Raw genomic sequence first — 20790 nt, forward strand, 5'->3', positions numbered from 1 at the left:
CGACTCACCGTCCCGAGACAAGGAGGAACGGTCGGCATGACCGTTGTCCCGGCACAGCAGACCGGCGGCGGAGGCGGCAGCAGCGGCCTCTACGACGTTCTCGAGCTCGTACTCGACAGGGGGCTCGTCATTGACGCGTTCGTACGGGTATCCCTGGTCGGCATCGAAATCCTGAAAATCGACGTCCGTGTCGTCGTCGCCAGCGTCGACACCTATCTCCGCTTCGCAGAGGCGTGCAACCGGCTCGACCTGGAGGCCGGGCCGCGCAAGAGCCCCGGCCTGCCCGACATGGTCGGCCAGATCACCGAGTCCGGCGCGCGCGGCAAGTCCAAGGGAGCCCTGTCCGGCGCCGCCGAGACCATCTCGGACGCCTTCAAGCAGGCGCGCGACGAAGGCGAGCGCGAGCCCAAGCCCCGCGCCCGCAAGTCCACCACGACGCGCAGGAAGGAGGAGCAGGAGTGAGCACGTACGTGTACGGCATCACCGCGAGCTCGCATCCCGCGCTTCCGAAGGACCTGGACGGGGTGGGCGAGCCGCCGCGCCCCGTGCGCGTCCTGAAGGCGGGTGAACTCGCCGCCCTCGTCAGCGACGCCCCCGAAGACCTGCGCCCCAAGCGCAGGGAACTGCTCGCCCACTCGAACGTGCTCGCCGAGGCGGGTGCGGGCGGCTGCGTCCTGCCCATGCGGTTCGGCAGCGTCGCCCCCGACGACGACACGGTCACCTCGGTCCTCACCGAACGCGCCGAGCACTACCAGGAGCGGCTCACCGCCCTGGACGGCAAGGTCGAGTACAACGTGAAGGCCACGCACGCCGAGGAGGCCGTGCTGCACCGGGTGCTGGCCGAGAACCCGGAGATCCGGGCCATGACGGAGGCCAACCGGCAGGCCGGCGGCGGTACCTACGAGCAGCGGCTCAAGCTCGGCGAGATGGTCGTCGCCGCGGTCAAGGCCCAGGAGGCCGAGGACGCGACCGAGGTGCAGCACACCCTGGAACCGGCCGCGGCCGCGGTCAGCCAGGGCCCCGACTCCACCGGCTGGCTCGCCAACGTGTCGTTCCTGGTCGCCCGCGACTCGGTCGACACGTTCATGGCCGCCGTCGAGCAGCTCCGCGCGGACCATCCGCATCTGGACCTGCGCGTCAACGGCCCGCTGCCGCCCTACAGCTTCGTCGAGCCCGGCCCCGCCGAGCCCGCGGACGCGATGTCCGGCGGCGGAACGACGAAGGAGTGAAGCCGTGGGACTGATCGGAGAGGTGCTCCTGCTGCCGTTCGCCCCGGTGCGCGGCAGCGGATGGGTGATCAGACAGGTGCTGCGCGAGGCCGAGCGCCTGTACTACGACCCGGCCGCCGTGCGGGCCGAACTGGCGCGGTTGGAGGAGCAGTTGACCGCGGGCGAGATCGACGAGGAGGAGTTCGACCGGCGAGAGGACGAACTTCTCGACCGACTCGAGATCGGCCTGAGCACAGGGCACGGGAACAGCGACGGGACGGCATGATGAACCGAGTGGGACTGGGCCTCGCGATAGGGGCCGGATACTTCCTCGGACGGACGAGGAAACTGAAACTGGCGTTGGCCGTCGGCAGCGCCGTAGCCGGCAAGCGGATGCATCTGAGCCCGCGGGCCGTCAAGGACCTGGTGTCCGAACAGCTCCAGAACAACCCCCAGTTCAAGGAGATCGGGGACCAGATACGCGAGGACCTGCGCGGCGTCGGCCAGGCGGCGTCCGGCGCCCTGGTCGAGCGCCGGCTCGACGCGCTCGCCGACCGGCTGCACGGACGCACCGCCGAGGTGCGCGAGCAGCTGTCGGGTGCGGTGCCGACACCGGATCTCGGTGCGCGGGACGAGGAGACCGAAGAGGAGACCGAGGAAGAAGAGCCGCGCGCGGAGGACGACGAGGAGCCGCGCGCGGAGGACGAGGAGCGCGACGAGCCGGAGGGCTCCGAGGCGGACGAGGAGACCGAAGAGGAGACCGAGGCCGAAGAACCGTCCGGGAAGACGACGTCGGCGAAGCGGGCCCCGGCGAAGAAGACCGCCAATAAGTCGGCACAGAAGGCCTCCACCAAGAAGGCCCCCACGAAGAAGACGGCGGCGAAGAAGACCGCCGCCGGAAGGACAGCGCCCAGGAAGGCGGCTCAGAAGCGGAGCGGAACCGCGAGGTCGGCCACCAGGAAGACGGCCGGGTCCGGCGGCACCGCCCGCGGCGGCCGGGCGCGCCAGTCGAAGGGCGGTGACGAGTGATGACCGAAACGCTCGGATCCGCGAGCTCCGCGGCCAGCGGAGCGGCGAAGCAACCACTCGCCGGCGTGGCCCACAGCGAGGCCGCCGACCGGCTCAAGGCCGAGCTGCAGGAATACCTGGCCGCACAGAGCCAGCGGCTGCTGGTCGGCGCGGGGCGCAAACTCGGCGAGGCCACGGTGAAGCTGACCGACGTCGCCGAGGGCCGCAGCCCGGGCCTGGGCAAGCTCGCCCTCGACGGCGGCCGCAAGCTCGCCGAGGGCAAGGGCCCGCTGCGCAGCGCGCTGGAGGTCGGCGCCACACGCGCCAAGGACAACGTGGTCGGCGCGGTCAAGAACCTCGGCGGCAAGGTCATGGGAAAGGGCAAGGGCAAGGGCAAGGGCGGCAACAAGCCCACCGTCATCATCGAGCACGTCGACGTCGGCGTGCCGGTGCGCACCGCGTACGACCAGTGGACCCAGTACCAGGACTTCAGCACCTTCGCGAAGGGCGTGAAGAGCGCGAACCGCGCCGACGACACGACCTCCGACTGGCAGCTCAAGGTCTTCTGGTCCAACCGCAGCTGGAAGGCGCACACCACCGAGCAGGTGCCGGACGACCGCATCGCCTGGACCTCGGAGGGAGCCAAGGGCACCACGAAGGGCGTGGTCTCCTTCCACCGCCTCGGCGACAGTCTCACCCGCGTCCTGCTGGTCATCGAGTACTACCCCACGGGCCTGTTCGAGAAGACCGGCAACATCTGGCGCGCCCAGGGCCGCCGGGCCCGCCTCGACCTGAAGAACTACGTCCGCTTCGTCACCCTCAAGGGAGAGGCCGAGGACGGCTGGCGCGGCGAGATCCGTGACGGTGAGGTCGTCCGCAGCCATGAGGACGCGGTCGCGGAGGAGGACGAGGAGGAGTACGAGGAAGACGAGGGCAACGGCGAGAACGCCGAGTACACCGAGGACGAGGAGCCCGAGGACGAGCAGCCTGAGGACGAGGAGCCCGAGGGCGAGCAGCCTGAGGACGAGGAGCCCGAGGGCGAGTACGAGGAAGACGAAGAGGACGAGTACGAGGAGGACGAGGAGGAGCCCGAGGACGGGTACGAGGAGGAGGCCGAGGACGAGGACGTGCCCGAGTACGCCGGCGGCGGGAGCCGACGATGACGATGCCCAGCCGGCTTCCAGAGCCCTACGGCCAGGGCGGTGGGGCCAACCTCGCCGACATCCTGGAAAGGGTGCTGGACAAAGGCATCGTCATCGCGGGCGACATCCGGATCAACCTGCTCGACATAGAACTCCTCACGATCAAGCTCCGCCTCATCGTCGCCTCGGTCGACAAGGCCAAGGAGATGGGCATCGACTGGTGGGAGGACGACCCGGCGCTGTCCTCCCGCGCCCGCCGCAACGAACTCGCCCGCGAGAACGCCGAGTTGCGCGAGCGCCTGGCCCAGTTGGAGCTCGCGGAGCCCGCCCGGGAACAGGAGGAGGGCCGATGACCGCACTGCGCTACGTCTACGCCGTCTGCCGCCCCTTTCGCTCCGCTCTCCAGTCCCAGCTGACCGGGGTGGCCGGAGCGCCGCCGAAGCAGCTGACGCACCACGGCCTGGTCGCCGTCGTCAGTACGGTGCCCGAGGCGGACTTCGCCGAGGAGCCGCTGCGCGCGCACCTGGAGGACCTGGACTGGCTCACCGCGACGGCCCGCGCCCACCAGCAGGTCATCGACGCGCTCACCGCCGTCACCACCCCGCTGCCGCTGCGGCTCGCCACTGTCTTCCGGGACGACAGCGGCGTACGGACCATGATGGAGGCCCGCGAGGAGGACTTCCGGCGCGTTCTCGACCGGCTGGACGGGCGTGTGGAGTGGGGCGTCAAGGTGTACGCCGAGACGGAGCCCGCGGCGTCGGCGGCCCCCGAGGCGTCGGCAGCCGCCGCGGAGACCGGCCGGCAGGGGCCGAAGGCCGCCCTGTCGGGCCGCGACTATCTGCGACAGCGCCGCATGCAGACACGGGCCCGCGAGGACGTGTATCAGTCGGCCGCCGCCTTCGCCGGCCGACTGCACGAAAAGCTCTCCGCGTTCGCCGAGGATTCCCGACTGCACGCCCCGCAGAACGCCACGCTTTCCGGGGCGTCCGGACAGAATGTGCTCAACGCCGCCTATCTGGTGCCGCGCGCGGATTCCGAGGAATTCGTGGAACTCGTGGACCGGGAGAAGGACGATGCCCCCGGAATCCGGGTGGAACTCACCGGCCCCTGGGCGGCCTATTCCTTCACGGGCGAGTTCGCGCAGGAGCCGGAGGAGAGGCAGTGACCGTCGTCGAACGCCGAGAGATCGCCCTCGTGGACCTGCTCGACCGGCTGCTCGCCGGGGGCGTCGTCGTCACGGGGGACATCACCCTGCGCATCGCGGACGTCGACCTCGTCCGCATCGACCTGAACGCGCTGATCAGCTCGGTCAACGAGCAGGTTCCGTCACCCTGGGGGGAGTTGACATGACGGCACGCCGAGGCCGGCTGGACCTCGAACCCGACACCGTGGAACGCGACCTGGTGAAACTCGTCCTGACGGTTGTCGAGTTGCTGCGCCAGCTCATGGAGCGCCAGGCGCTGCGCCGCTTCGACACGGGCGAGCTGAGCGAGGAGCAGGAGGAGCGCATCGGTCTCACCCTGATGCTCCTCGAAGAGCGCATGACCGAGCTGCGTGAGCGGTACGGGCTGCGGCCCGAGGACCTGAACCTGGACCTCGGGCCGCTGGGCCCTCTGCTTCCCAGGGAGTGAGATCACCTCGGGAGTGAGATCACCTCACCACCGGTACCAGGAGTGAGATCACCTCACCACCGGTACCAGCGGCCCCTGCCTCCCGCCGCGGTCGTGCCGCGCATCAGGAAACCCAGGAGCCACACCACGAGAACCGCGAGCGCGATCCACCACAGTGCCTTCAGTGCAAATCCGGCACCGAAGAGAATCAGAGCCAGTAGCAGCACGAGCAGAATAGGAACCATTTTTTTCGACCTCCTGCTCGCCGGGTTTCCAGAAATTCGCGATTCAGGCTTCCTTACGGCACAGAATCTCCCCGTGCAGCACACTGAACCAGCCGTCCTCCTGCCGCCCCCACTCCCGCCAGGCCTCCGCCACCGCCCGCAGCTGCTCCGTGGTCGCGTGTCCGCCCTCGGTGGCCCGCTCGGCATAGGCCGAGGCCAGTGTGCGGTCCGCCCACAGGCCGCTCCACCAGGCCCGCTCGTCCGGCGTCGAGTAGGTCCATGTGCCGGCGGTGGCCGTGACGTCCGTGAACCCCGCCCGCAGCGCCCAGGACCTCAGCCGGCGTCCGGCGTCCGGCTCGCCGCCGTTGGCGCGGGCGACCCTGCGGTACAGGTCCAGCCAGGCGTCCATGCCCTGGGAGGCCGGATACCACGTCATCGCCGCGTAGTCCGAGTCGCGGACCGCGATGAGGCCGCCCGGCCTGGTCACCCGCTTCATCTCGCGCAGCGCCCCCACCGGATCGCCCACGTGCTGCAGCACCTGGTGGGCGTGGACGACGCAGAACGTGTCGTCCGGGAAGTCCAGGGCGTGCACGTCCGCCACCGTGAAGTCGACGTTGGTCAGACCCCGTCCGGCGGCCGTGGCCCGGGCCTGCTCCAGGATCTCCGGCGCCCGGTCGACCCCGGTGACGTGCCCCTCGGGGACCAGGGCAGCCAGGTCGGCCGTGATCGTGCCGGGGCCGCAGCCGACGTCCAGGAGCCGCATGTGCGGTTTCAGTGATCCGAGCAGGTAGGCGGCGGAGTTGGCGGCGGTGCGCCAGGTGTGCGAACGCAGCACGGACTCATGGTGCCCGTGCGTGTAGACGGCGGTCTCGTGCGGTCTCTCCGGCGCCTTCGACATGGCTGTTCCCCTCGTCTCGTCGTACCGGCTCACGGGGCGCGGGGCCCCGCCGGGCGGTACGCGACACCGTACGCCTGCATGTCGAATGTTGAGATATCGGTTTCGCTATATGGACTGACCGATGATCAGGAACCGGGCAGCGGACGGTAGACCGTCAGCGCCTCCGGCAGCTTCTCCAGCGTCACCTCGCCCCCCACCTCGGTCACTTCGCCGTCGTACGCGAGGAGCGCACCCGGCGTGACCCCCGACAGACGCAGCCGGCCCACCTGGACTGCCGCATGCGCCGGAGAGCGGGTCAGCGGGCCCGCGAGGGCGGCCGCGAGCAGGCGCAGGCCGGGCCGGCGGCCACCGTGCACGACGCGCACGTCCAGCACGCCGTCCGCGAGGTCCAGGCGCCGCGCGGGCACCAGGCCCACCCGGTGGTAGGTGCCGTTCCCGGCGAACAGCAGCCACAACGGGTGGGCGCGCCCGGCGACTTCGGCGTGCAGCGGGTGGCGTTCGCTGCGCAGGACGCGCAGGGTCGCGAGCACGCCGGCCGGCCAGGCCCCGATCCGGGGCGAGAAGTGGTCCCGCACGCGCACCAGTTCCGGATACACGCCCAGGCTGCAGGTGTTGAGGAACAGGCCCTGCCGTCCGTCGCAGGTGAACCGGCCCACGTCCACGCGCACGGCCTGGCCCTGCTGCACGGCCCGGCTCAGATCGCGCGCGTCCTCCACGCCCAGGTCGTGGGCGAAGTGGTTCATCGTGCCGCCGGGCAGCACCGCGAGCGGCAGACCGTGCCGCAGCGCCACCTCCGCGGCCGCGTTCACCGTGCCGTCGCCGCCGCACACGCCGAGCACCCGGGCCCGGGCCGCCGCCTTGCGCAACTCGGCGCGGGTCTCGGACGGTTCGCACTCGACGAGCTCGGCACGCGGCAGCGTGTCCAGCAGGGCGTGCACCCGGTCGGAGGTGCCCGACCCCTTGTTGGCCACCATGACCAGGCCCTCTCCGTCCGGCAGCGCCGGAACGTCCGTGCGGGGCCGGGCGGGCGGGACCAGCCGGTCACGGGTCGGCACCATGCCCCGTACGGCGAACGCGGCACCCGCACCCAGGGCCGCCCCCGCCAGCACGTCGCTCGGGAAGTGGACGCCCGTGTACACCCGGGACAGCGCGACCGACCAGGCGATCGGGGCCACGACCAGGCCCCACCCGGGCGACTCCAGGGCGACCCCGGTCGCGAACGCGGCCGCCGAGGCGGCGTGACCGGACGGGAACGAGGTGGTGATCGGCTGCCGCTTCAGCTGCCGGACCAGCGGTACGGGATCCAGGAGGGGGCGGGGGCGGCGCACCGACCGCTTTCCGAGGGTGTTGATGGTCAGCGAGGCCAGGCTCAGCGAGGCGAGGCCGCGGGCTGCCGCGCGGCGGGCCCTCGGCGTCCGGCTCGCGGCGATGGCGGCGGCCGTCGCGAACCACAGCACCCCGTGGTTCGCACTCCGGCTCAGCCGCGGCAGCACCGGCTCGGCATACGGCCAGTGGCGCTCGGCGGCGAACTCGAACAGCCGCGAGTCGAGGGCGAGGAGCCGGTCGCGCAGGGCGTGCCGGCCGGGCTTGGGGACGGTGAGGTCGACGTCTGGGCTCATACAGGGCTGGGTACCCTGAAGTGGCCGATTGCTGTCCGGCCGGCAGTGACCGACACACTAAGGAACCTGTGCATGCGCCTGCTCCTCATACGCCACGGCCAGACCCCGTCCAACCTGCACCACCTGCTGGACACGGCCGTCCCCGGCCCGGGCCTGACCGCACTCGGCGAACAGCAGGCCGCCGCGCTGCCTGCGGCGCTGGCCGACGAGGACATCGAGGCCGTCTACGCCTCCACCCTGACCCGCACCCGGCTCACCGCGGCCCCGCTGGCCGCCGCCCGCGGCCTCGACGTGCTGGTGCGCGACGGTATCCGCGAGCTGTCCGCCGGCGACCTGGAGATGCTGCCCGGCGACTCCGAGCGGGGTGAGCTCTACATGAAGACGGTGTTCGCGTGGGCCGCCGGTGACACGGAGCTGCGCATGCCGGGAGGCGAGAGCGGTGCGGAGGCGCTGGCGCGGTACGACGCCGTGGTGGGCGAGGCCGCTGGCAGTGGGGCCGGGACCGTGGCGATGGTCAGTCATGGTGCGGCGATCCGTATGTGGACGGCTGCCCGTGCGGACAACGTGGACGTGGCCTTCGCCGCGGCGCACCCGCTGGAGAACACCGGTGTGGTGGTTCTGGAGGGCTCGCCCGTGGATGGGTGGAAGGCGGTGTCTTGGGCGGGGGCGGTCGTGGTTCCCGCGGGGGAGGGTGGGCCTGCGGGGTGGCCTGTTGTCGGAGATGCGCCGTAGGGGGCCTGTTCGATGCCGGGGGCGGGTTTCGTTGTGGCTGGTCGCGCAGTTCCCCGCGCCCCTTGGGGGCGTTTCCGCCCTCGGCGTGTGGAATAAGCGTTTGCCCGGGTTCCGCGATGGCCCGCAGAATGCGGCACCATGGGACATCTGGAAGCCGCGCACCTCGAGTACTACCTCCCCGACGGGAGGGCGTTGCTCGGCGACGTGTCCTTCCGGGTGGGGGAAGGGGCCGTCGTCGCGCTGGTCGGGCCCAACGGCGCCGGGAAGACGACCCTGCTGCGGCTGATCTCCGGTGAGCTGAAGCCGCACGGCGGGACGGTCACCGTCAGCGGCGGCCTCGGTGTGATGCGGCAGTTCGTGGGGTCCGTACGGGACGAGACGACCGTACGCGATCTGCTCGTGTCGGTCGCGCCGCCCCGGATCCGCGAGGGGGCGAAGGCCGTCGACGCCGCCGAGCACGGCATCATGACCGTCGACGACGAGGCCGCCCAGCTGAGGTACGCGCAGGCCCTCGCCGACTGGGCCGAGGCGCGCGGGTACGAGGCCGAGACGCTGTGGGACATGTGCACCACGGCCGCGCTCGGCGTGCCGTACGAGAAGGCGCAGTGGCGGCAGGTGCGGACCCTGTCCGGCGGCGAGCAGAAGCGGCTGGTGCTGGAGGCGCTGCTGCGCGGCACGGACGAGGTGCTGCTGCTCGACGAGCCCGACAACTACCTCGACGTGCCCGGCAAGCGCTGGCTGGAGGAGCGCCTGAAGGAGACCCGCAAGACGGTCCTCTTCGTCTCCCACGACCGTGAACTCCTCGCCCGCGGCGCCGAGAAGATCGTGTCGGTGGAGCCGTCGCCGGCCGGCGCGGACGCGTGGGTGCACGGCGGTGGCTTCGCGACGTACCACGAGGCGCGGCGCGAACGCTTCGCCCGTTTCGAGGAGTTGCGCAGGCGCTGGGACGAGAAGCACGCCCAGCTGAAGAAGCTGGTGCTGAACCTCCGTCAGGCCGCCTCCATCAGCCATGAACTGGCCTCCCGCTACCAGGCCGCCCAGACCCGGCTGCGCAAGTTCGAGGAGGCCGGACCGCCGCCGGAGCCGCCGCGCGAGCAGGACATCAGGATGCGGCTGAAGGGCGGACGTACCGGGGTGCGGGCCGTCACCTGCGAGGGGCTCGAGCTGACCGGCCTGATGAAGCCGTTCTCCCTGGAGGTCTTCTACGGCGAACGCGTCGCCGTTCTCGGCTCCAACGGTTCCGGCAAGTCGCACTTCCTGCGGCTGCTGGCGGGCGAGGACGTGGCGCACACGGGGGAGTGGAGGCTGGGCGCGCGTGTGGTGCCCGGGCACTTCGCGCAGACGCACGCGCATCCCGAGCTGATGGGGCGGACTCTCCTCGACATCCTGTGGAAGGAGCACGCCCAGGACCGGGGTGCGGCGATGTCGCGGCTGCGGCGCTATGAGCTGACTCAGCAGGCCGAGCAGGCCTTCGACCGGCTCTCCGGAGGTCAGCAGGCGCGTTTCCAGATTCTGCTGCTGGAGCTGGAGGGGGCGACGGCGCTGCTCCTCGACGAGCCGACGGACAACCTCGATCTGGAGTCCGCGGAGGCGCTGCAGGAGGGGCTGGAGGCCTTCGACGGTACGGTGCTGGCGGTCACGCATGACCGGTGGTTCGCCCGTTCCTTCGACCGCTATCTGGTCTTCGGCAGCGACGGGCGCGTCCGCGAGACGCCGGAGCCGGTGTGGGACGAACGCCGGGTGGAACGGGCCCGATAGTTCTCGCCCTGAAGGGGCCTCGTCCTCAAACGCCGGACGGGCTGAAGAACCAGCCCGTCCGGCGTTTGAGGAGCGCGGGTCCAGGGGGCAGAGACCGCACCCCCCGTCGGTCACGTCCAGCGCAACAACGCCCCCAGACCCCCCGCCGGCTCCCTCTCCGGGCCCGCCGGGGTCAGCGACAGTGCCGCCGCGCCCGTGGCGACCGCGGAGCGGATCAGCGCGTCGTCCGCGCGGGCCGACCACGCGTGCTGCTCGCCGAGGATCTTCAGGTCCGTACGGCGCACCGCCACCTGGTCCGGATCCTCACCGATCCACACCTCGCGATGCGCGTCAGGAGCGTCCGGGCGGATCAGCAGTTCGTCGATACGGTGCTCACGGGCGGCCTCGATCAGCGCGGGCACCCCCTCCACCGCCCCGGAACGCCCCTCGGGATCCGGCTCGCGGGCCGCCAGGAACCGCTCCAGCTCACGCTCCGCCCGCTGCCGTACATGCTCCTCCCGGGCCCGTTGGACATCCTCGTCGAGCAGCCTGCTGCCGGTGCCGTGCGGGGCCTCGACCACGAGGTCCTGCAGCCGCTGCGGCAGCCGTTCGTGCACGGCCCGCCGCTCCCGGTCGTCACCGACGAGGATCAGCAGGTCGGCGCGGGTCTCCTCCTGGCAGACGGTGAGCGCGTCGGCGATCTCGGCGGCGTTGTGCTCCCAGGTGTTCTCCACCTTGAGCTGGAAGTGCCGCTCGGACCAGTCGACCGTGCTCGTCCGGTGGATCGGATGCTGCCGGCCGGTGACCGAGCCGACGTCCTGCCGGCCCAGCGCGGTACGCAGCTCGAAGGCGGCGCCCTTGCGGTCGACGTAGGCCACCACGCAGACCGGGTCCTCGCCCGCCAGCTCCAGCAGCGGCGCGGTGTGCGGCAGCGGCGCCCAGTGCGCGCCGGCGCGCAGCGGGGCGCGGGCCAGCGGGGGATCCAGGACCACCTCACCCGCGCAGGCGAAGATCGCGCGCCCATGGGGTTCGGAGGAGTGCTCCAGTTCCTCCAGCGCGGCTCGCACAGCCCGGCAGGTCGCGTCGTCGGCGCCCTGCTCGGCGAGCTCCCGGGACAGGGCCTGAGCCGTCAGGTGTCGTTCGTGGGGTGTGTCCTCCGTGTGCCGTGAGGTGTCGACGTACACGGAGGCCCAGGGACCGGGGTGTTCGTACAGTGGATGGAGAAAAGCGAGATCCATGGTTCTCTCCCGTACACCTCTCGGGGGCTGTGTGCTCTACGGGCGGGTACCCGGACGGCATGACTGAACACGACGAGCGGGACACCACCATGACCGGAGTCGATCCCGACCGGCTGGACGACCAGCAGCTCATGAAGGAGCTGGAGACGATCCACCGGACGCGCCACGACACGCTGCTGTACGGCTCCAACGACGCCCTGCGGGCCCACAATGAACGCATGGCGCAGCTGGAGGGCGAATACCTGCGCCGCAACCCACGCCGCACGGTGGCCTCGGGCCGCACCCGCGAGGGCGCCCGCGACCGCACCGGGGCCAGTGAGGCACCGACGTGACGCCGAGCGGCGCGGAGGAGTTCTAGGGGAAGAGGACGGGGCGAGCAGGGGGTGGGACGTACGACGGCCTGGACCGGCCGGGGCTTGCGTGGCTGAAGTCGGCCCCGCCGACCCAGGTGACGGTGCCGACCCAGGTAACGGTCGGTGCGCAGGGGGGACCCCGTTCGTCCCTCGACCCCGGCGCACCTGCTTCTGTGTCCCCGTGGTTCAGCTCTCCCGCCCCCACGGGCCGGCCCCGGAGGGGCTCAGCACCGTACCGGCGGGCGCCCCCAATGGCGATGCGCCGCCACCGCGGCCGCGAAGGCCTGCAGGAACTCCTCGCTCGCCGGCCCCGGCGAGGTGTCCGTCACCACGCCACGGTCGGCCACCGTGTGGTGGAACTCGGCGGACAGGCGTACGCCCTCCGGTTCGAGGGAGGACAGGACGCCCACGCCGGAGCCGAGCGCGCCCACCGGTTTGCCGTGCCGGTAGGCGTCCCGTACGAAGCGCATCGCGTCCTGGTCGGCGGCCGTCGGCGGGGTGCCCGCGGGGCCACCGGGCAGCAGTACGGCGTCGTACAGCACCGAGGCGACGGTCGGCAGCGCGCGGTCGACCGCGAACCGTTCGCCGTCGGCCCCGGTGATCGCGCCGTCCGTCGGCGCCAGCGCCTCGACGATCGCGCCCTCGGCAGTGAGCGCGTCACGCACCGACCTGACCTGCGCGGTGTCGGTGCCGTCGGCGACGAGGACCGCGATCTGCCGGGTGCGGATCGAGCCGTCGCCGCGCAGGGACTCCAGGCTGAGCGCGGGGGAGGAGAGCTTGTCCGCGGCCTCCGTGGCCGAGGGATCCGGAACGCCGATGCCGCGCGCCACCCGAGTCGCCAGATCGCCGTTCACCTTGGCGAGATGCTCGACCGTACGGGCCCGCACCGTCATCGAGCCGACCTTGCCCAGCTCGAACCGGAACGCCTCGACGATGTGCTGTTGCTCCCAGTCCGCCATGCTGTTCCAGAACATCGCGGGCTGGGTGTAGTGGTCCTGGAAACTCGCGCTGCGGCGGCGGATCTTGGCGCCGTCGACGCGTTCGGCGTAGTGGGTGTACGCGTGCCCGTCGGCACCGGCGTGCGCGGGGCAGCCGCCGCCGAGGGAGTTCGGGAAGTAGTTGGTGCCCCGGTGGATCGCGCCCTGGTGGTAGCCGTCGCGCTGGTTGGTGCGTACGGGTGCCAGTGGACGGTTGACCGGGATCTGCGTGAAGTTGGGGCCGCCCAGGCGGATCAACTGGGTGTCCAGGTAGGAGAAGTTGCGGGCCTGGAGCAGCGGGTCGTTGGTGAAGTCGATGCCGGGGACGACGTTCGCCGTGTGGAAGGCGACCTGCTCGGTCTCCGCGAAGAAATTCTCCGGGTTGCGGTTGAGTACCATCCGGCCGATCGGCCGTACCGGCACCTGCTCCTCCGGAATGATCTTCGTGGCGTCCAGCAGATCGAAGTCGAAGGCGAACTCGTCCTCCTCCGGCACGAGTTGGACGCCCAGCTCCCACTCCGGGTACTCGCCCGCCTCGATCGCGTCCCACAGGTCGCGCCGGTTGAAGTCCGGGTCACGGCCCTGGCACTCCTGCGCCTCGTCCCACACCAGCGAGTGCACACCCAGCTTCGGCTTCCAGTGGAACTTCACGAACGTGCCCTTCCCGTCCGCGTTCACGAACCGGAAGGTGTGCACGCCGAAGCCCTGCATCATGCGGTAGCTGCGGGGGATCGCCCGGTCCGACATCAGCCACATGATCGCGTGCAGCGTCTCCGGCTGCAGCGACACGAAGTCCCAGAGGGTGTCGTGCGCGGAGGCACCCGTCGGGATGTCGTTGTGCGGCTCCGGTTTCACCGCGTGCACGAAGTCGGGGAACTTGATGCCGTCCTGGATGAAGAAGACCGGGAAATTGTTCCCGACCAGGTCGTAGTTCCCCTCCGACGTGTAGAACTTGGTCGCGAAGCCACGCACGTCCCGCACGGTGTCCGCCGAGCCCTTCGGCCCCTGGACCGTGGAGAACCGCACGAACACCGGCGTCTGCACGGACGGGTCCTGGAGGAAGGCCGCGCGCGTGAACTCCGCGCAGGACTCGTACGGTTCGAAGTAGCCGTAGGCGCCCGCGCCCCGCGCGTGCACCACCCGCTCCGGGATCCGCTCGTGGTCGAAGTGGGTGAGCTTCTCCCGGAAGTGGAAGTCCTCCATCAGCGTCGGACCGCGCTCGCCGGCGGCCAGCGAGTCGTCGGTGTGGTCGACCTCGACCCCCTGGTCGGTGGTGAGCGGCCCGGCCGCGGGGTCGTCCGCCCGGAAGGCCTCCCGCTGCTCCTGCTTGCGGTCTCCCATCAGACGGCCTCCTTGGACTCCCTGGCGAACACCTCGAGGAACGTCTCGCAGAACGCCTTCAGATCGTCCGGCTTACGGCTGGTGACCAGCTTGTTCGGGCCGTGGTCGCAGATCCGCACCTGCTCGTCGACCCAGGTGCCGCCCGCGTTGCGGATGTCCGTCTGCAGACTCGGCCAGGAGGTCAGCACCCGGCCGCGTACGACGTCCGCCTCCACCAGCGTCCAGGCAGCGTGGCAGATCGAGGCGACCGGCCGGCCCTTCTCGAAGAAGTCCCGCACGAACGCGACGGCCTTGCGGTTCATCCGCAGATAGTCCGGGTTGGCGACCCCGCCCGGCAGGACCAGCCCGTCGAAGGAGTCGGCCGAGATCTCCCCGACGACCTCCTGCACGGGGAACTTCTCCGCCTTGTCGAGGTGGTGGAACGCCTGGATCGTGCCCGGCTTCGTCGACACCAGCACCGGTTCGTGCCCCGCGTCCACCGCCGCCTGCCACGGATCGGTGAGCTCGACCTGCTCGACGCCCTCGGGTGCGGTCAGAAATGCGATGCGCATGATGGTTCAACGTCCTTCCGTGGCCCGGAAGCGGGCCTCGTCGCTCGCGCGCTTCCTGTCTCGCTTCTTGTCGCGCCTGGCCGTGCGCGCGCAGCGCAGCAGCTCCTCGCCGTACGGCAGCAGCACACAGGTGCCGATCGCCACCGCGATGCCGGCGAGATAGCCGCGGGACAGCGGGCGTCGGCGCGGCACGAGACGCCAGGCGTCCGGATCGCCGCGGCCGCCGCGCAGCAGCGACTTCACCTGGTCGGCGTGCAGACACATCAGCGAGGCCAGTCCGCCGAACGGCAGCGACTCCAGGAAGCTGTGGATGTGCTGCTCGACCGGCTTGACCTCGCGGTCGCTGTCGACGGCCGTGCGCACGTCCCACAGCGCGGTGGCCTCGTGCGCGGCGGTCGCGCCGAGCTGCACGCTGAGCAGCAGCGGGTTGACCTCGTAGCGCAGGGTCAGCGCGATGGGGATGCCCACCTCGGTCATCATCAGCGCGTGGATCAGCGACTCCTTGGTGCCCGCCGTCTCCTCGATGCGGGTCCGCCGGTGCATCCACCAGTCGGCGAGGCCCGGCACGAACCAGCTGGGCAGCAGCCCGTACAGCAGATAGCGGACCGTGGCGTCACCGACATCGACGGTGACGCCGGAGGCGCTGATCTCGGCGGCCTGATCCCGTCCCATGGGCCTCACTCGTCCGGGGCGGATCGGCTGATCTCGGCGAGCGCCGAGTCGGGATCCTGGGCTTCGGCCAGGTCACCGAGGCTGACGATGCCGACCGGCAGGCCGTCCTCGACGACCGGCAGCCGTCGTACGGCGTGCTCGCGCATCAGCGCGACCGCGACCGACACCCGCTCGCCCGGCTCGATCACCACCGGGTCCCGGGTACACACCGACTCGGCGCTCACCGTCAGCGGATCGGCGCCGTCGGCGACCGCCCGCACCGTGATGTCACGGTCGGTGAGCACGCCCACGACGTCCTGTCCGTCGGCCACCACCACATCGCCGATGTCCTGCGCCCGCATCAGCTGCGCCGCCTCGACGAGCGAGGCGTCCGGGCGGACGGCGACCACGCCCGGAGTCATGACGTCCCTTACGAAATCAGCCATCACTGGCCCTTCCTGCGTTGTCCGGCCGGGACGGGCGGCGCGGTCGCGTCGGCGTGACCCCGCCGCGGCATCCGCCCACCGGCCCCCTATGCGTTCCTGCGCCGCGTGGACCGTTCGGCCCCGGTCAGGGCCTCGGCCAGCTCCTGGACGTTGGCGTAGCGCGCCGAGCGCGGCAGCCGCTCCAGCGGCTCCACGAGAGCGTCGGGCGCGTATCCGCGGCGCAGGGCACTGATCAGATCCCGGGGGCTCGCCGGGAAGGAGCTACGGCCCAGAATCCGCGCCAGCTCCAGCCGGACCGTCTCCAGGGACGCCGCCTGGGGCCCCGGCCACCCCACCGGCCCGTGCGCGACCATCGGGTCGTCGTCGGCGGACGGCTCCGGGTCGTGCCACTCCTCGGTCCGCGTGGGGTGCCCGGACCGCAGCAGCCCCTGCAGTTCGTGTTTCATCTCGTCGTCACGGTGAACGCTCAGCCGGTCACTGCCTCGCTGCATGACTCCCTCCAGATCTTCGGGGGTGCGCACCGCGTACCCGATGAGAGGGGGCCGACACAGGGTTTGCCGTCCGGAAGGAGGGAGACCCGGCCCTTCACCCCCCACACGTTCTGGGGAAGGACCAGGCCATGGCACTGCTTGCTGTGCTGCTTCCGCTCCTCATGCTCGGCGTGGTGCTGGCACTGGGCCGCTATGAGGATCTGCTGCTGCCGAAGGAGAAGGACGAGGACCGGCCGGAGGGGGCGGCACTGGGCCACTGAAGCCGGAGGGGCGGCGCCCGGGATGCTTGCGGGCGCCGCCCCTGGCGTACGCGGAGTACGCGGAGTACGCGGAGTACGCGGCGTCGTCAGCCGTGCCTCTTGTCCCGCCCCGGCAGGAACTCCTGCATCTTCGCCTTGAACCCCTGCTTGACCATCGACCCCCGGTCCGCGTCGCCCTTCAGGATCGACGCGGCCGTCGCCTCCATCTGGTCCCAGGTGGCATGCGGCGGGATCGGCGGTACGGCCGGGTCGGTCAGGAACTCGATCACCGCGGGGCCGTCCGCCTCCAGGCCCGCGCGCCAGCCCGCCTCGACGTCCTCGGGCTTCTCCACCCGGATGCCGGTCAGCCCGAGGGAGCGGGCGAAGGCGGCGTACTGCACGTCCGGGATCTCCTGCGAGGGCAGGAAGGACGGGGCGCCCTCCATGGCCCGCATCTCCCAGGTGACCTGGTTGAGGTCGTGGTTGTTGAACACGCCCACGATCAGGCGCGGATCGTCCCACTGGTCCTTGTACTTCGCGGCCGTGATCAGCTCCGCCAGCCCGTTCATCTGCATCGCCCCGTCGCCGACCAGCGCGATCGCCGGGCGGTTCGGGTGCGCGAACTTCGCCCCGATCGCGTACGGCACCCCGCAGCCCATCGTCGCCAGCGTCCCGGACAGCGACGCGCGCATGCCGGGCCGCATCGTCAGATGGCGGGCGTACCAGTTCGCCGCCGAGCCCGAGTCGGAGCTGATGATGGCGTTGGCGGGCAGCAGCGGGTCCAGGGCACGGGTGACGTACTCCGGGTTGATGGGGTCGGCCGACAGGTGGGCGCGCCGCTCCATGACCTCGCGCCAGCGCGTGACGTTGTCGCACACCGTGTCGTACCACTCGCGGCCGCGCTCCTCCGATGCGATCAGCGGGATCAGCCGCTCCAGCGTCGCCTTCGCGTCGCCGACGAGATTCACCTCGTACGGATACCGCATCCCGACCATGTGCGGATCGATGTCGATCTGCACGCCCCGCGCCTTGCCGAAGTCCGGCAGGAACTGCGTGTACGGGAAGGACGACCCGATGGTCAGCAGGGTGTCGCAGTCCCGCATCAGCTCGTACGACGGGCGGGTGCCCAGCAGGCCGATCGCGCCCGTGACATACGGCAGTTCGTCGCTCAGCACGTCCTTGCCGAGCAGCGCCTTGGCCACGCCGGCGCCGAGCAGTTCGGCGATCCGCTCCACCTCGGCCCGCGCACCGGCCGCGCCCTGGCCGACCAGGATCGCCACCTTGTCACCGGCGTTGAGGATCTCCGCCGCCCTGCGCACCGAGTCCTCCGACGGGATCGCCGTCCAACCGCTGCGGTCCAGGCTGGACGGCACCATCTTGAACTCGTGCGTGGGCGGCGAGTAGTCGAGCTCCTGGACATCGCCCGGGATGATGATCGCCGTGGGGGCGCGGCGCGCGTACGCGGTGCGGATCGCCCGGTCCAGGACGTTCGGCAGCTGCTCGGGCACCGTCACCGTCTCCACGAAGTCCGAGGCGACGTCCTTGAACAGCGTGTGCAGGTCCACCTCCTGCTGGTACGAGCCGCCCATCGCCGTGCGGTGCGTCTGGCCGACGATCGCCAGGACCGGGACATGATCGAGCTTGGCGTCGTACAGGCCGTTCAGGAGGTGGATCGCGCCGGGCCCGGACGTCGCCGCGCACACGCCGAGACGGCCGCTGAACTTGGCGTAACCGACCGCCTGGAACGCGGACATCTCCTCGTGCCGGGACTGGATGAAACGGGGCTCGTTCTCGGCCCGGCCCCAGGCGGCGAGCAGGCCGTTGATGCCGTCGCCGGGATAGCCGAAGACGTGCTCCACACCCCACTCGCGCAGGCGCTGCAGGACATGGTCGGCGACCTTGGTGCTCATGCGGGACCTCCTGGCCTTCTCGGGGTACTGCGCGGCACCGCTACGAGTGACCCTGCGGGTGAGCGGAAAACCTGACCGTGTTTGCGCGGCGGGAGTGAGGGCAGGCGAAGGACAGTGCTTCGGACAGGAGGCACGTCCGTGGGAGCGGCGTATCAGCCGCCGGAAGCGGCCGATCAGTCGCCACGGGTGTGTCCGGCTTCGGTGCGCGCCCCGACTCCCACGGTGACCGTCCAACCCAGAGCACAGCAAAGGGAGTTGCGACGCACCATGCCCACTTCAGTGAGCGCGAAGCACCACCCGCACGACGACGCCCCCGACACCGCGGAGGACTTCCGCAAGCTCGCGTCGCTGCCCGAGGGGCAGCAGCGCGACACCATCCGCGACAGGATCGTCGAGGCGTGGCTGCCCATGGCCGACCGGCTCGCCGGGCGGTTCCGCAGCCGCGGGGAGAGCTTCGAGGACCTGCGGCAGGTCGCCGCCCTCGGGCTGGTCAAGGCCGTCGACCGGTACGACCCCGAGCGCGGCAACGCCTTTGAGAGTTATGCCGTGCCCACCATCACCGGCGAGATCAAGCGGCACTTCCGTGACCACATGTGGACGCTACATGTGCCGCGCCGGGTGCAGGACCTGCGCAACCGCGTGCGGTTCGCCGTGCAGGACCTCCAGACCGTCTCGGGCCGCACGCCCACGATCGCCGAGATCGCCGAGCACGCGGACATGGAAGAGGCCGATGTGAAGGTCGGCCTCGAGGCGCTGGAGAGTTTCACCGCCCTGTCGCTGGACGCGGAACTGCCCGGCAGCGACGACGGGTACTCGTTGAGCGACGCGCTGGGCTCCGCGGACCCCGCGCTGGACACGGTCGTGGACCGTGAGGCCGTCGCGCCGCGGCTCGCCGCGCTGCCTGAGCGGGAGCGGGCGATTTTGTACATGCGGTTCTTCGGCGACATGACGCAGAGTCGGATCGCCGAGCAGTTGGGTATCTCGCAGATGCATGTGTCCCGGCTGATCAGCCGGTGCTGCAGCCGGGTGCGGGAACAGGTGCTCAATGATGTGGCCTGAGGGGCGGGTTTCGCCGTGGGGGTGCGGATAGCGGATATCTGCGGAGTGCGGGCCGTATGTGGTTGCTCGCGCCCACGCGGCGGAGCCGCATATCGACCCCGCCCCGCGCCCCTTTCAGGGTGTTGTCGTTACCGCCAGTGATATGTGACGGGACATGGTGTCCATCGCCTTCGCCTCTGCCATGGAGAACGCCAGGCGGGCTCCACATCTGAACAGCGTCAGGACGCCTTGTACCGCGCCCTCCGCCTTCAGGGGGACGCACAGCAGTGAGGTGACGTTCGCCTGTACGAGGACGGGGGCGCCGTCCGGGTCCCTGCCGAAGGCGTCCGGGTTCTCGGGGCGGATCTGCAGGGACGGGGATCCGGTGCGTGCCGTGGCTGTGACCAGAGGGCACGTGGCCGGGTCCTGTTCCGTGAGCGCTGCCGACTCCTCTTCCGAGGGGGCCAGCACCGTCGTACGGGACAACCGGGCGTCGCCCGTGTCGGCGATGACCCAATCGGCGAAACGGCCGTGGAGGACCTGGGCCGCCCGGCGGACGACTGCCTCGCGGTCGCCGCGCGGTGCGGTCAGGAGGACCGTGGTCATCTCGTCCTGGAGGTCCATCAGGGCCGCGTGCCGGGTCGTCTCGGTGAGGTCGGGGACGTGGGCCGCCGGCGCGGCCGTCGGGGGCGGTGCGCCGGGCGCCTTCAGCTCGCCGGGCTGCAGCACCACCAGCACGGTGGGGTGCGGCTCCCCGCTCGGGCGTACGGCGGTCAGGGTCGCGTGGACCGGCGCGGACGGGCGCTGCTGGAGGTGCACGGTGAGGCTGCGGTCGCCCTCGCCCCGCGCCACCGCGGCGGCCTGCGAACGGAACGCCACCCGGTCGGCGTGGGCGAGGAAACCGGTCAGCGGCCGGCCCGTCGCATAGCCCGCCCGGACGCCCGTGAACGACGTCGCCGCGAAGTTCAGCCGGCGCACCACCGCCTCCCGGTCCACCAGCGCCACCGGCAGCGGAAACCGCTGGAACACCGCGCGCAGCAGATGCTGCTCCTGGCGGTCGGCGGATGCCGTACGGGGCGGTCCGGCCGAGGACAGCCGTTCGTACCAGGGCCACAACTGGTCGGCCACATGGTCGAGTTCGAAGATGGCCGCGTCCAGGACCGTCGGCAGGTTGCCTTCCGACACGGACCGTGCCGCCTTGAGCTCCGCAACGCGGCGCACGAAATCCGCAAGCTCTTCACCGAATTCGTCCGTCGTCTGCGCCATGGGAACGAACCTAGCTCCCGGCGGGACGTTCCGGGGAGGCGGGTGGTCAACTGGTTCCGCTTGTTTCCTCCCTGTTTTCCCCGGCCGGGGCCGGGAAGGCGCACAGAAGAG

Annotated in this window: 25 protein-coding genes; 14 read left to right on the top strand and 11 right to left on the bottom strand. The window is 71.0% G+C overall.

Annotation, left to right across the window (positions count from 1 at the left end):
* Positions 1-36: 36 nt before the first annotated feature.
* Genes ACQEV2_RS34905 through ACQEV2_RS34945 form a run of 9 tightly spaced genes read left to right on the top strand, consistent with a single transcriptional unit; the run spans position 37 to position 4989 of the window.
* Complete coding sequence (locus tag ACQEV2_RS34905; RefSeq protein WP_433050742.1) at positions 37-462, top strand: gas vesicle structural protein GvpA; 426 nt, start codon at positions 37-39, stop codon at positions 460-462.
* A complete protein-coding gene (locus ACQEV2_RS34910) occupies positions 459-1229 on the top strand; it encodes a GvpL/GvpF family gas vesicle protein (protein ID WP_433050745.1) in 771 nt (256 codons plus the stop codon). The genes ACQEV2_RS34905 and ACQEV2_RS34910 overlap by 4 nt, the downstream gene beginning before the upstream one ends.
* Before the next feature lie 4 nt (positions 1230-1233).
* Positions 1234-1494 (top strand): gas vesicle protein GvpG, encoded by a 261-nt coding sequence (locus ACQEV2_RS34915; RefSeq protein ID WP_433050748.1) that lies wholly within the window; start codon positions 1234-1236, stop codon positions 1492-1494.
* Entirely contained in the window at positions 1494-2237 is a 744-nt protein-coding gene (locus ACQEV2_RS34920) for a DNA primase (protein ID WP_433055011.1), read from the top strand. Before ACQEV2_RS34915 ends, ACQEV2_RS34920 begins: the two co-directional genes overlap by 1 nt.
* Complete coding sequence (locus tag ACQEV2_RS34925; protein ID WP_433050751.1) at positions 2237-3379, top strand: SRPBCC family protein; 1143 nt, start codon at positions 2237-2239, stop codon at positions 3377-3379. The genes ACQEV2_RS34920 and ACQEV2_RS34925 overlap by 1 nt, the downstream gene beginning before the upstream one ends.
* A complete protein-coding gene (locus tag ACQEV2_RS34930; RefSeq protein ID WP_433050754.1) occupies positions 3376-3711 on the top strand; it encodes a gas vesicle protein in 336 nt (111 codons plus the stop codon). The genes ACQEV2_RS34925 and ACQEV2_RS34930 overlap by 4 nt, the downstream gene beginning before the upstream one ends.
* Positions 3708-4523 carry a GvpL/GvpF family gas vesicle protein gene (locus ACQEV2_RS34935; RefSeq protein ID WP_433050757.1) on the top strand — a complete coding sequence of 272 codons (816 nt, stop codon included), beginning with the start codon at positions 3708-3710 and terminating at the stop codon, positions 4521-4523. Before ACQEV2_RS34930 ends, ACQEV2_RS34935 begins: the two co-directional genes overlap by 4 nt.
* Positions 4520-4708: a gas vesicle protein gene (locus tag ACQEV2_RS34940; protein WP_031475810.1), complete on the top strand. Its 189-nt coding sequence runs from the start codon at positions 4520-4522 to the stop codon at positions 4706-4708. Before ACQEV2_RS34935 ends, ACQEV2_RS34940 begins: the two co-directional genes overlap by 4 nt.
* Positions 4705-4989 (top strand): gas vesicle protein K, encoded by a 285-nt coding sequence (locus ACQEV2_RS34945; protein WP_433050761.1) that lies wholly within the window; start codon positions 4705-4707, stop codon positions 4987-4989. Before ACQEV2_RS34940 ends, ACQEV2_RS34945 begins: the two co-directional genes overlap by 4 nt.
* A gap of 53 nt (positions 4990-5042) precedes the next feature.
* Here the strand turns inward: ACQEV2_RS34945 and ACQEV2_RS34950 are convergent, their stop codons facing one another.
* The 3 genes from ACQEV2_RS34950 to ACQEV2_RS34960 all read right to left on the bottom strand — a co-directional run bounded on the left by ACQEV2_RS34950 (position 5043) and on the right by ACQEV2_RS34960 (position 7709).
* The gene (locus ACQEV2_RS34950) at positions 5043-5213 is read right to left on the bottom strand and encodes a hydrophobic protein (protein ID WP_433050764.1); all 171 of its coding nucleotides are present in this window, start codon (positions 5211-5213) and stop codon (positions 5043-5045) included.
* A gap of 43 nt (positions 5214-5256) precedes the next feature.
* Positions 5257-6090 (bottom strand): class I SAM-dependent methyltransferase, encoded by an 834-nt coding sequence (locus tag ACQEV2_RS34955; protein WP_433050767.1) that lies wholly within the window; start codon positions 6088-6090, stop codon positions 5257-5259.
* Between the two features lie 125 nt (positions 6091-6215).
* Positions 6216-7709: a bifunctional phosphatase PAP2/diacylglycerol kinase family protein gene (locus ACQEV2_RS34960; protein WP_433050770.1), complete on the bottom strand. Its 1494-nt coding sequence runs from the start codon at positions 7707-7709 to the stop codon at positions 6216-6218.
* A gap of 72 nt (positions 7710-7781) precedes the next feature.
* Here ACQEV2_RS34960 and ACQEV2_RS34965 point away from each other — a divergent pair, with 72 nt between their 5' ends.
* Together ACQEV2_RS34965 and ACQEV2_RS34970 are read left to right on the top strand one after the other, a co-directional pair.
* Entirely contained in the window at positions 7782-8441 is a 660-nt protein-coding gene (locus ACQEV2_RS34965; RefSeq protein ID WP_433050773.1) for a histidine phosphatase family protein, read from the top strand.
* 138 nt (positions 8442-8579) lie between these two features.
* Positions 8580-10199, top strand: a complete 1620-nt coding sequence (locus ACQEV2_RS34970) for an ABC-F family ATP-binding cassette domain-containing protein (RefSeq protein WP_433050776.1) — start codon at positions 8580-8582, stop codon at positions 10197-10199.
* Between the two features lie 110 nt (positions 10200-10309).
* On the opposite strand, the gene ACQEV2_RS34975 is transcribed toward ACQEV2_RS34970, so the two are convergent.
* A complete protein-coding gene (locus tag ACQEV2_RS34975; RefSeq protein WP_433050779.1) occupies positions 10310-11416 on the bottom strand; it encodes a Vms1/Ankzf1 family peptidyl-tRNA hydrolase in 1107 nt (368 codons plus the stop codon).
* Between the two features lie 59 nt (positions 11417-11475).
* Here ACQEV2_RS34975 and ACQEV2_RS34980 point away from each other — a divergent pair, with 59 nt between their 5' ends.
* Entirely contained in the window at positions 11476-11748 is a 273-nt protein-coding gene (locus tag ACQEV2_RS34980) for a DUF6158 family protein (RefSeq protein WP_433050782.1), read from the top strand.
* A gap of 245 nt (positions 11749-11993) precedes the next feature.
* Here the strand turns inward: ACQEV2_RS34980 and ACQEV2_RS34985 are convergent, their stop codons facing one another.
* The 5 genes from ACQEV2_RS34985 to ACQEV2_RS35005 form a co-directional block, all read right to left on the bottom strand.
* Positions 11994-14087 (bottom strand): catalase, encoded by a 2094-nt coding sequence (locus tag ACQEV2_RS34985; RefSeq protein ID WP_433050784.1) that lies wholly within the window; start codon positions 14085-14087, stop codon positions 11994-11996.
* Complete coding sequence (locus tag ACQEV2_RS34990; RefSeq protein WP_433050787.1) at positions 14087-14638, bottom strand: type 1 glutamine amidotransferase domain-containing protein; 552 nt, start codon at positions 14636-14638, stop codon at positions 14087-14089. The genes ACQEV2_RS34985 and ACQEV2_RS34990 overlap by 1 nt, the downstream gene beginning before the upstream one ends.
* 6 nt (positions 14639-14644) lie before the next feature.
* A complete protein-coding gene (locus tag ACQEV2_RS34995) occupies positions 14645-15310 on the bottom strand; it encodes a diguanylate cyclase (protein ID WP_433050790.1) in 666 nt (221 codons plus the stop codon).
* 5 nt (positions 15311-15315) lie between these two features.
* Positions 15316-15735, bottom strand: a complete 420-nt coding sequence (locus tag ACQEV2_RS35000; protein ID WP_433050793.1) for a CBS domain-containing protein — start codon at positions 15733-15735, stop codon at positions 15316-15318.
* 86 nt (positions 15736-15821) lie between these two features.
* The gene (locus tag ACQEV2_RS35005) at positions 15822-16226 is read right to left on the bottom strand and encodes a DUF2795 domain-containing protein (protein WP_433050796.1); all 405 of its coding nucleotides are present in this window, start codon (positions 16224-16226) and stop codon (positions 15822-15824) included.
* Between the two features lie 128 nt (positions 16227-16354).
* Between ACQEV2_RS35005 and ACQEV2_RS35010 the strand changes: the two genes are divergently transcribed.
* Complete coding sequence (locus ACQEV2_RS35010) at positions 16355-16486, top strand: hypothetical protein (protein ID WP_433050799.1); 132 nt, start codon at positions 16355-16357, stop codon at positions 16484-16486.
* 86 nt (positions 16487-16572) lie between these two features.
* On the opposite strand, the gene ACQEV2_RS35015 is transcribed toward ACQEV2_RS35010, so the two are convergent.
* Positions 16573-18375 carry a thiamine pyrophosphate-requiring protein gene (locus tag ACQEV2_RS35015; protein ID WP_433050802.1) on the bottom strand — a complete coding sequence of 601 codons (1803 nt, stop codon included), beginning with the start codon at positions 18373-18375 and terminating at the stop codon, positions 16573-16575.
* A gap of 267 nt (positions 18376-18642) precedes the next feature.
* On the opposite strand from ACQEV2_RS35015, the gene ACQEV2_RS35020 reads away from it, so the two are divergent.
* Complete coding sequence (locus ACQEV2_RS35020) at positions 18643-19434, top strand: RNA polymerase sigma factor SigF (protein ID WP_433050805.1); 792 nt, start codon at positions 18643-18645, stop codon at positions 19432-19434.
* A 114-nt stretch (positions 19435-19548) separates the two neighbouring features.
* Here ACQEV2_RS35020 and ACQEV2_RS35025 read toward each other — a convergent pair whose 3' ends face one another.
* Complete coding sequence (locus ACQEV2_RS35025; protein WP_433050808.1) at positions 19549-20679, bottom strand: GAF domain-containing protein; 1131 nt, start codon at positions 20677-20679, stop codon at positions 19549-19551.
* Positions 20680-20790 lie beyond the last annotated feature (111 nt).

Origin of the sequence: Streptomyces sp. CA-251387, assembly GCF_050936625.1 — a bacterium.
Classification (GTDB): Bacteria; Actinomycetota; Actinomycetes; order Streptomycetales; family Streptomycetaceae; genus Streptomyces.

What these genes read in the sequence shown, in the direction of transcription:
- ACQEV2_RS34905 (WP_433050742.1), top strand. Translation starts at nt 37, where the DNA reads ATGACCGTTGTCCCGGCACAGCAGACCGGCGGCGGAGGCGGCAGCAGC.
- ACQEV2_RS34920 (WP_433055011.1), top strand. Translation starts at nt 1,494, where the DNA reads ATGAACCGAGTGGGACTGGGCCTCGCGATAGGGGCCGGATACTTCCTC.
- ACQEV2_RS34925 (WP_433050751.1), top strand. Translation starts at nt 2,237, where the DNA reads ATGACCGAAACGCTCGGATCCGCGAGCTCCGCGGCCAGCGGAGCGGCG.
- ACQEV2_RS34930 (WP_433050754.1), top strand. Translation starts at nt 3,376, where the DNA reads ATGACGATGCCCAGCCGGCTTCCAGAGCCCTACGGCCAGGGCGGTGGG.
- ACQEV2_RS34935 (WP_433050757.1), top strand. Translation starts at nt 3,708, where the DNA reads ATGACCGCACTGCGCTACGTCTACGCCGTCTGCCGCCCCTTTCGCTCC.
- ACQEV2_RS34945 (WP_433050761.1), top strand. Translation starts at nt 4,705, where the DNA reads ATGACGGCACGCCGAGGCCGGCTGGACCTCGAACCCGACACCGTGGAA.
- ACQEV2_RS34950 (WP_433050764.1), bottom strand. Translation starts at nt 5,213, where the DNA reads ATGGTTCCTATTCTGCTCGTGCTGCTACTGGCTCTGATTCTCTTCGGT.
- ACQEV2_RS34955 (WP_433050767.1), bottom strand. Translation starts at nt 6,090, where the DNA reads ATGTCGAAGGCGCCGGAGAGACCGCACGAGACCGCCGTCTACACGCAC.
- ACQEV2_RS34960 (WP_433050770.1), bottom strand. Translation starts at nt 7,709, where the DNA reads ATGAGCCCAGACGTCGACCTCACCGTCCCCAAGCCCGGCCGGCACGCC.
- ACQEV2_RS34965 (WP_433050773.1), top strand. Translation starts at nt 7,782, where the DNA reads ATGCGCCTGCTCCTCATACGCCACGGCCAGACCCCGTCCAACCTGCAC.
- ACQEV2_RS34970 (WP_433050776.1), top strand. Translation starts at nt 8,580, where the DNA reads ATGGGACATCTGGAAGCCGCGCACCTCGAGTACTACCTCCCCGACGGG.
- ACQEV2_RS34975 (WP_433050779.1), bottom strand. Translation starts at nt 11,416, where the DNA reads ATGGATCTCGCTTTTCTCCATCCACTGTACGAACACCCCGGTCCCTGG.
- ACQEV2_RS34980 (WP_433050782.1), top strand. Translation starts at nt 11,476, where the DNA reads ATGACTGAACACGACGAGCGGGACACCACCATGACCGGAGTCGATCCC.
- ACQEV2_RS34985 (WP_433050784.1), bottom strand. Translation starts at nt 14,087, where the DNA reads ATGGGAGACCGCAAGCAGGAGCAGCGGGAGGCCTTCCGGGCGGACGAC.
- ACQEV2_RS34990 (WP_433050787.1), bottom strand. Translation starts at nt 14,638, where the DNA reads ATGCGCATCGCATTTCTGACCGCACCCGAGGGCGTCGAGCAGGTCGAG.
- ACQEV2_RS34995 (WP_433050790.1), bottom strand. Translation starts at nt 15,310, where the DNA reads ATGGGACGGGATCAGGCCGCCGAGATCAGCGCCTCCGGCGTCACCGTC.
- ACQEV2_RS35000 (WP_433050793.1), bottom strand. Translation starts at nt 15,735, where the DNA reads ATGGCTGATTTCGTAAGGGACGTCATGACTCCGGGCGTGGTCGCCGTC.
- ACQEV2_RS35005 (WP_433050796.1), bottom strand. Translation starts at nt 16,226, where the DNA reads ATGCAGCGAGGCAGTGACCGGCTGAGCGTTCACCGTGACGACGAGATG.
- ACQEV2_RS35010 (WP_433050799.1), top strand. Translation starts at nt 16,355, where the DNA reads ATGGCACTGCTTGCTGTGCTGCTTCCGCTCCTCATGCTCGGCGTGGTG.
- ACQEV2_RS35015 (WP_433050802.1), bottom strand. Translation starts at nt 18,375, where the DNA reads ATGAGCACCAAGGTCGCCGACCATGTCCTGCAGCGCCTGCGCGAGTGG.
- ACQEV2_RS35020 (WP_433050805.1), top strand. Translation starts at nt 18,643, where the DNA reads ATGCCCACTTCAGTGAGCGCGAAGCACCACCCGCACGACGACGCCCCC.
- ACQEV2_RS35025 (WP_433050808.1), bottom strand. Translation starts at nt 20,679, where the DNA reads ATGGCGCAGACGACGGACGAATTCGGTGAAGAGCTTGCGGATTTCGTG.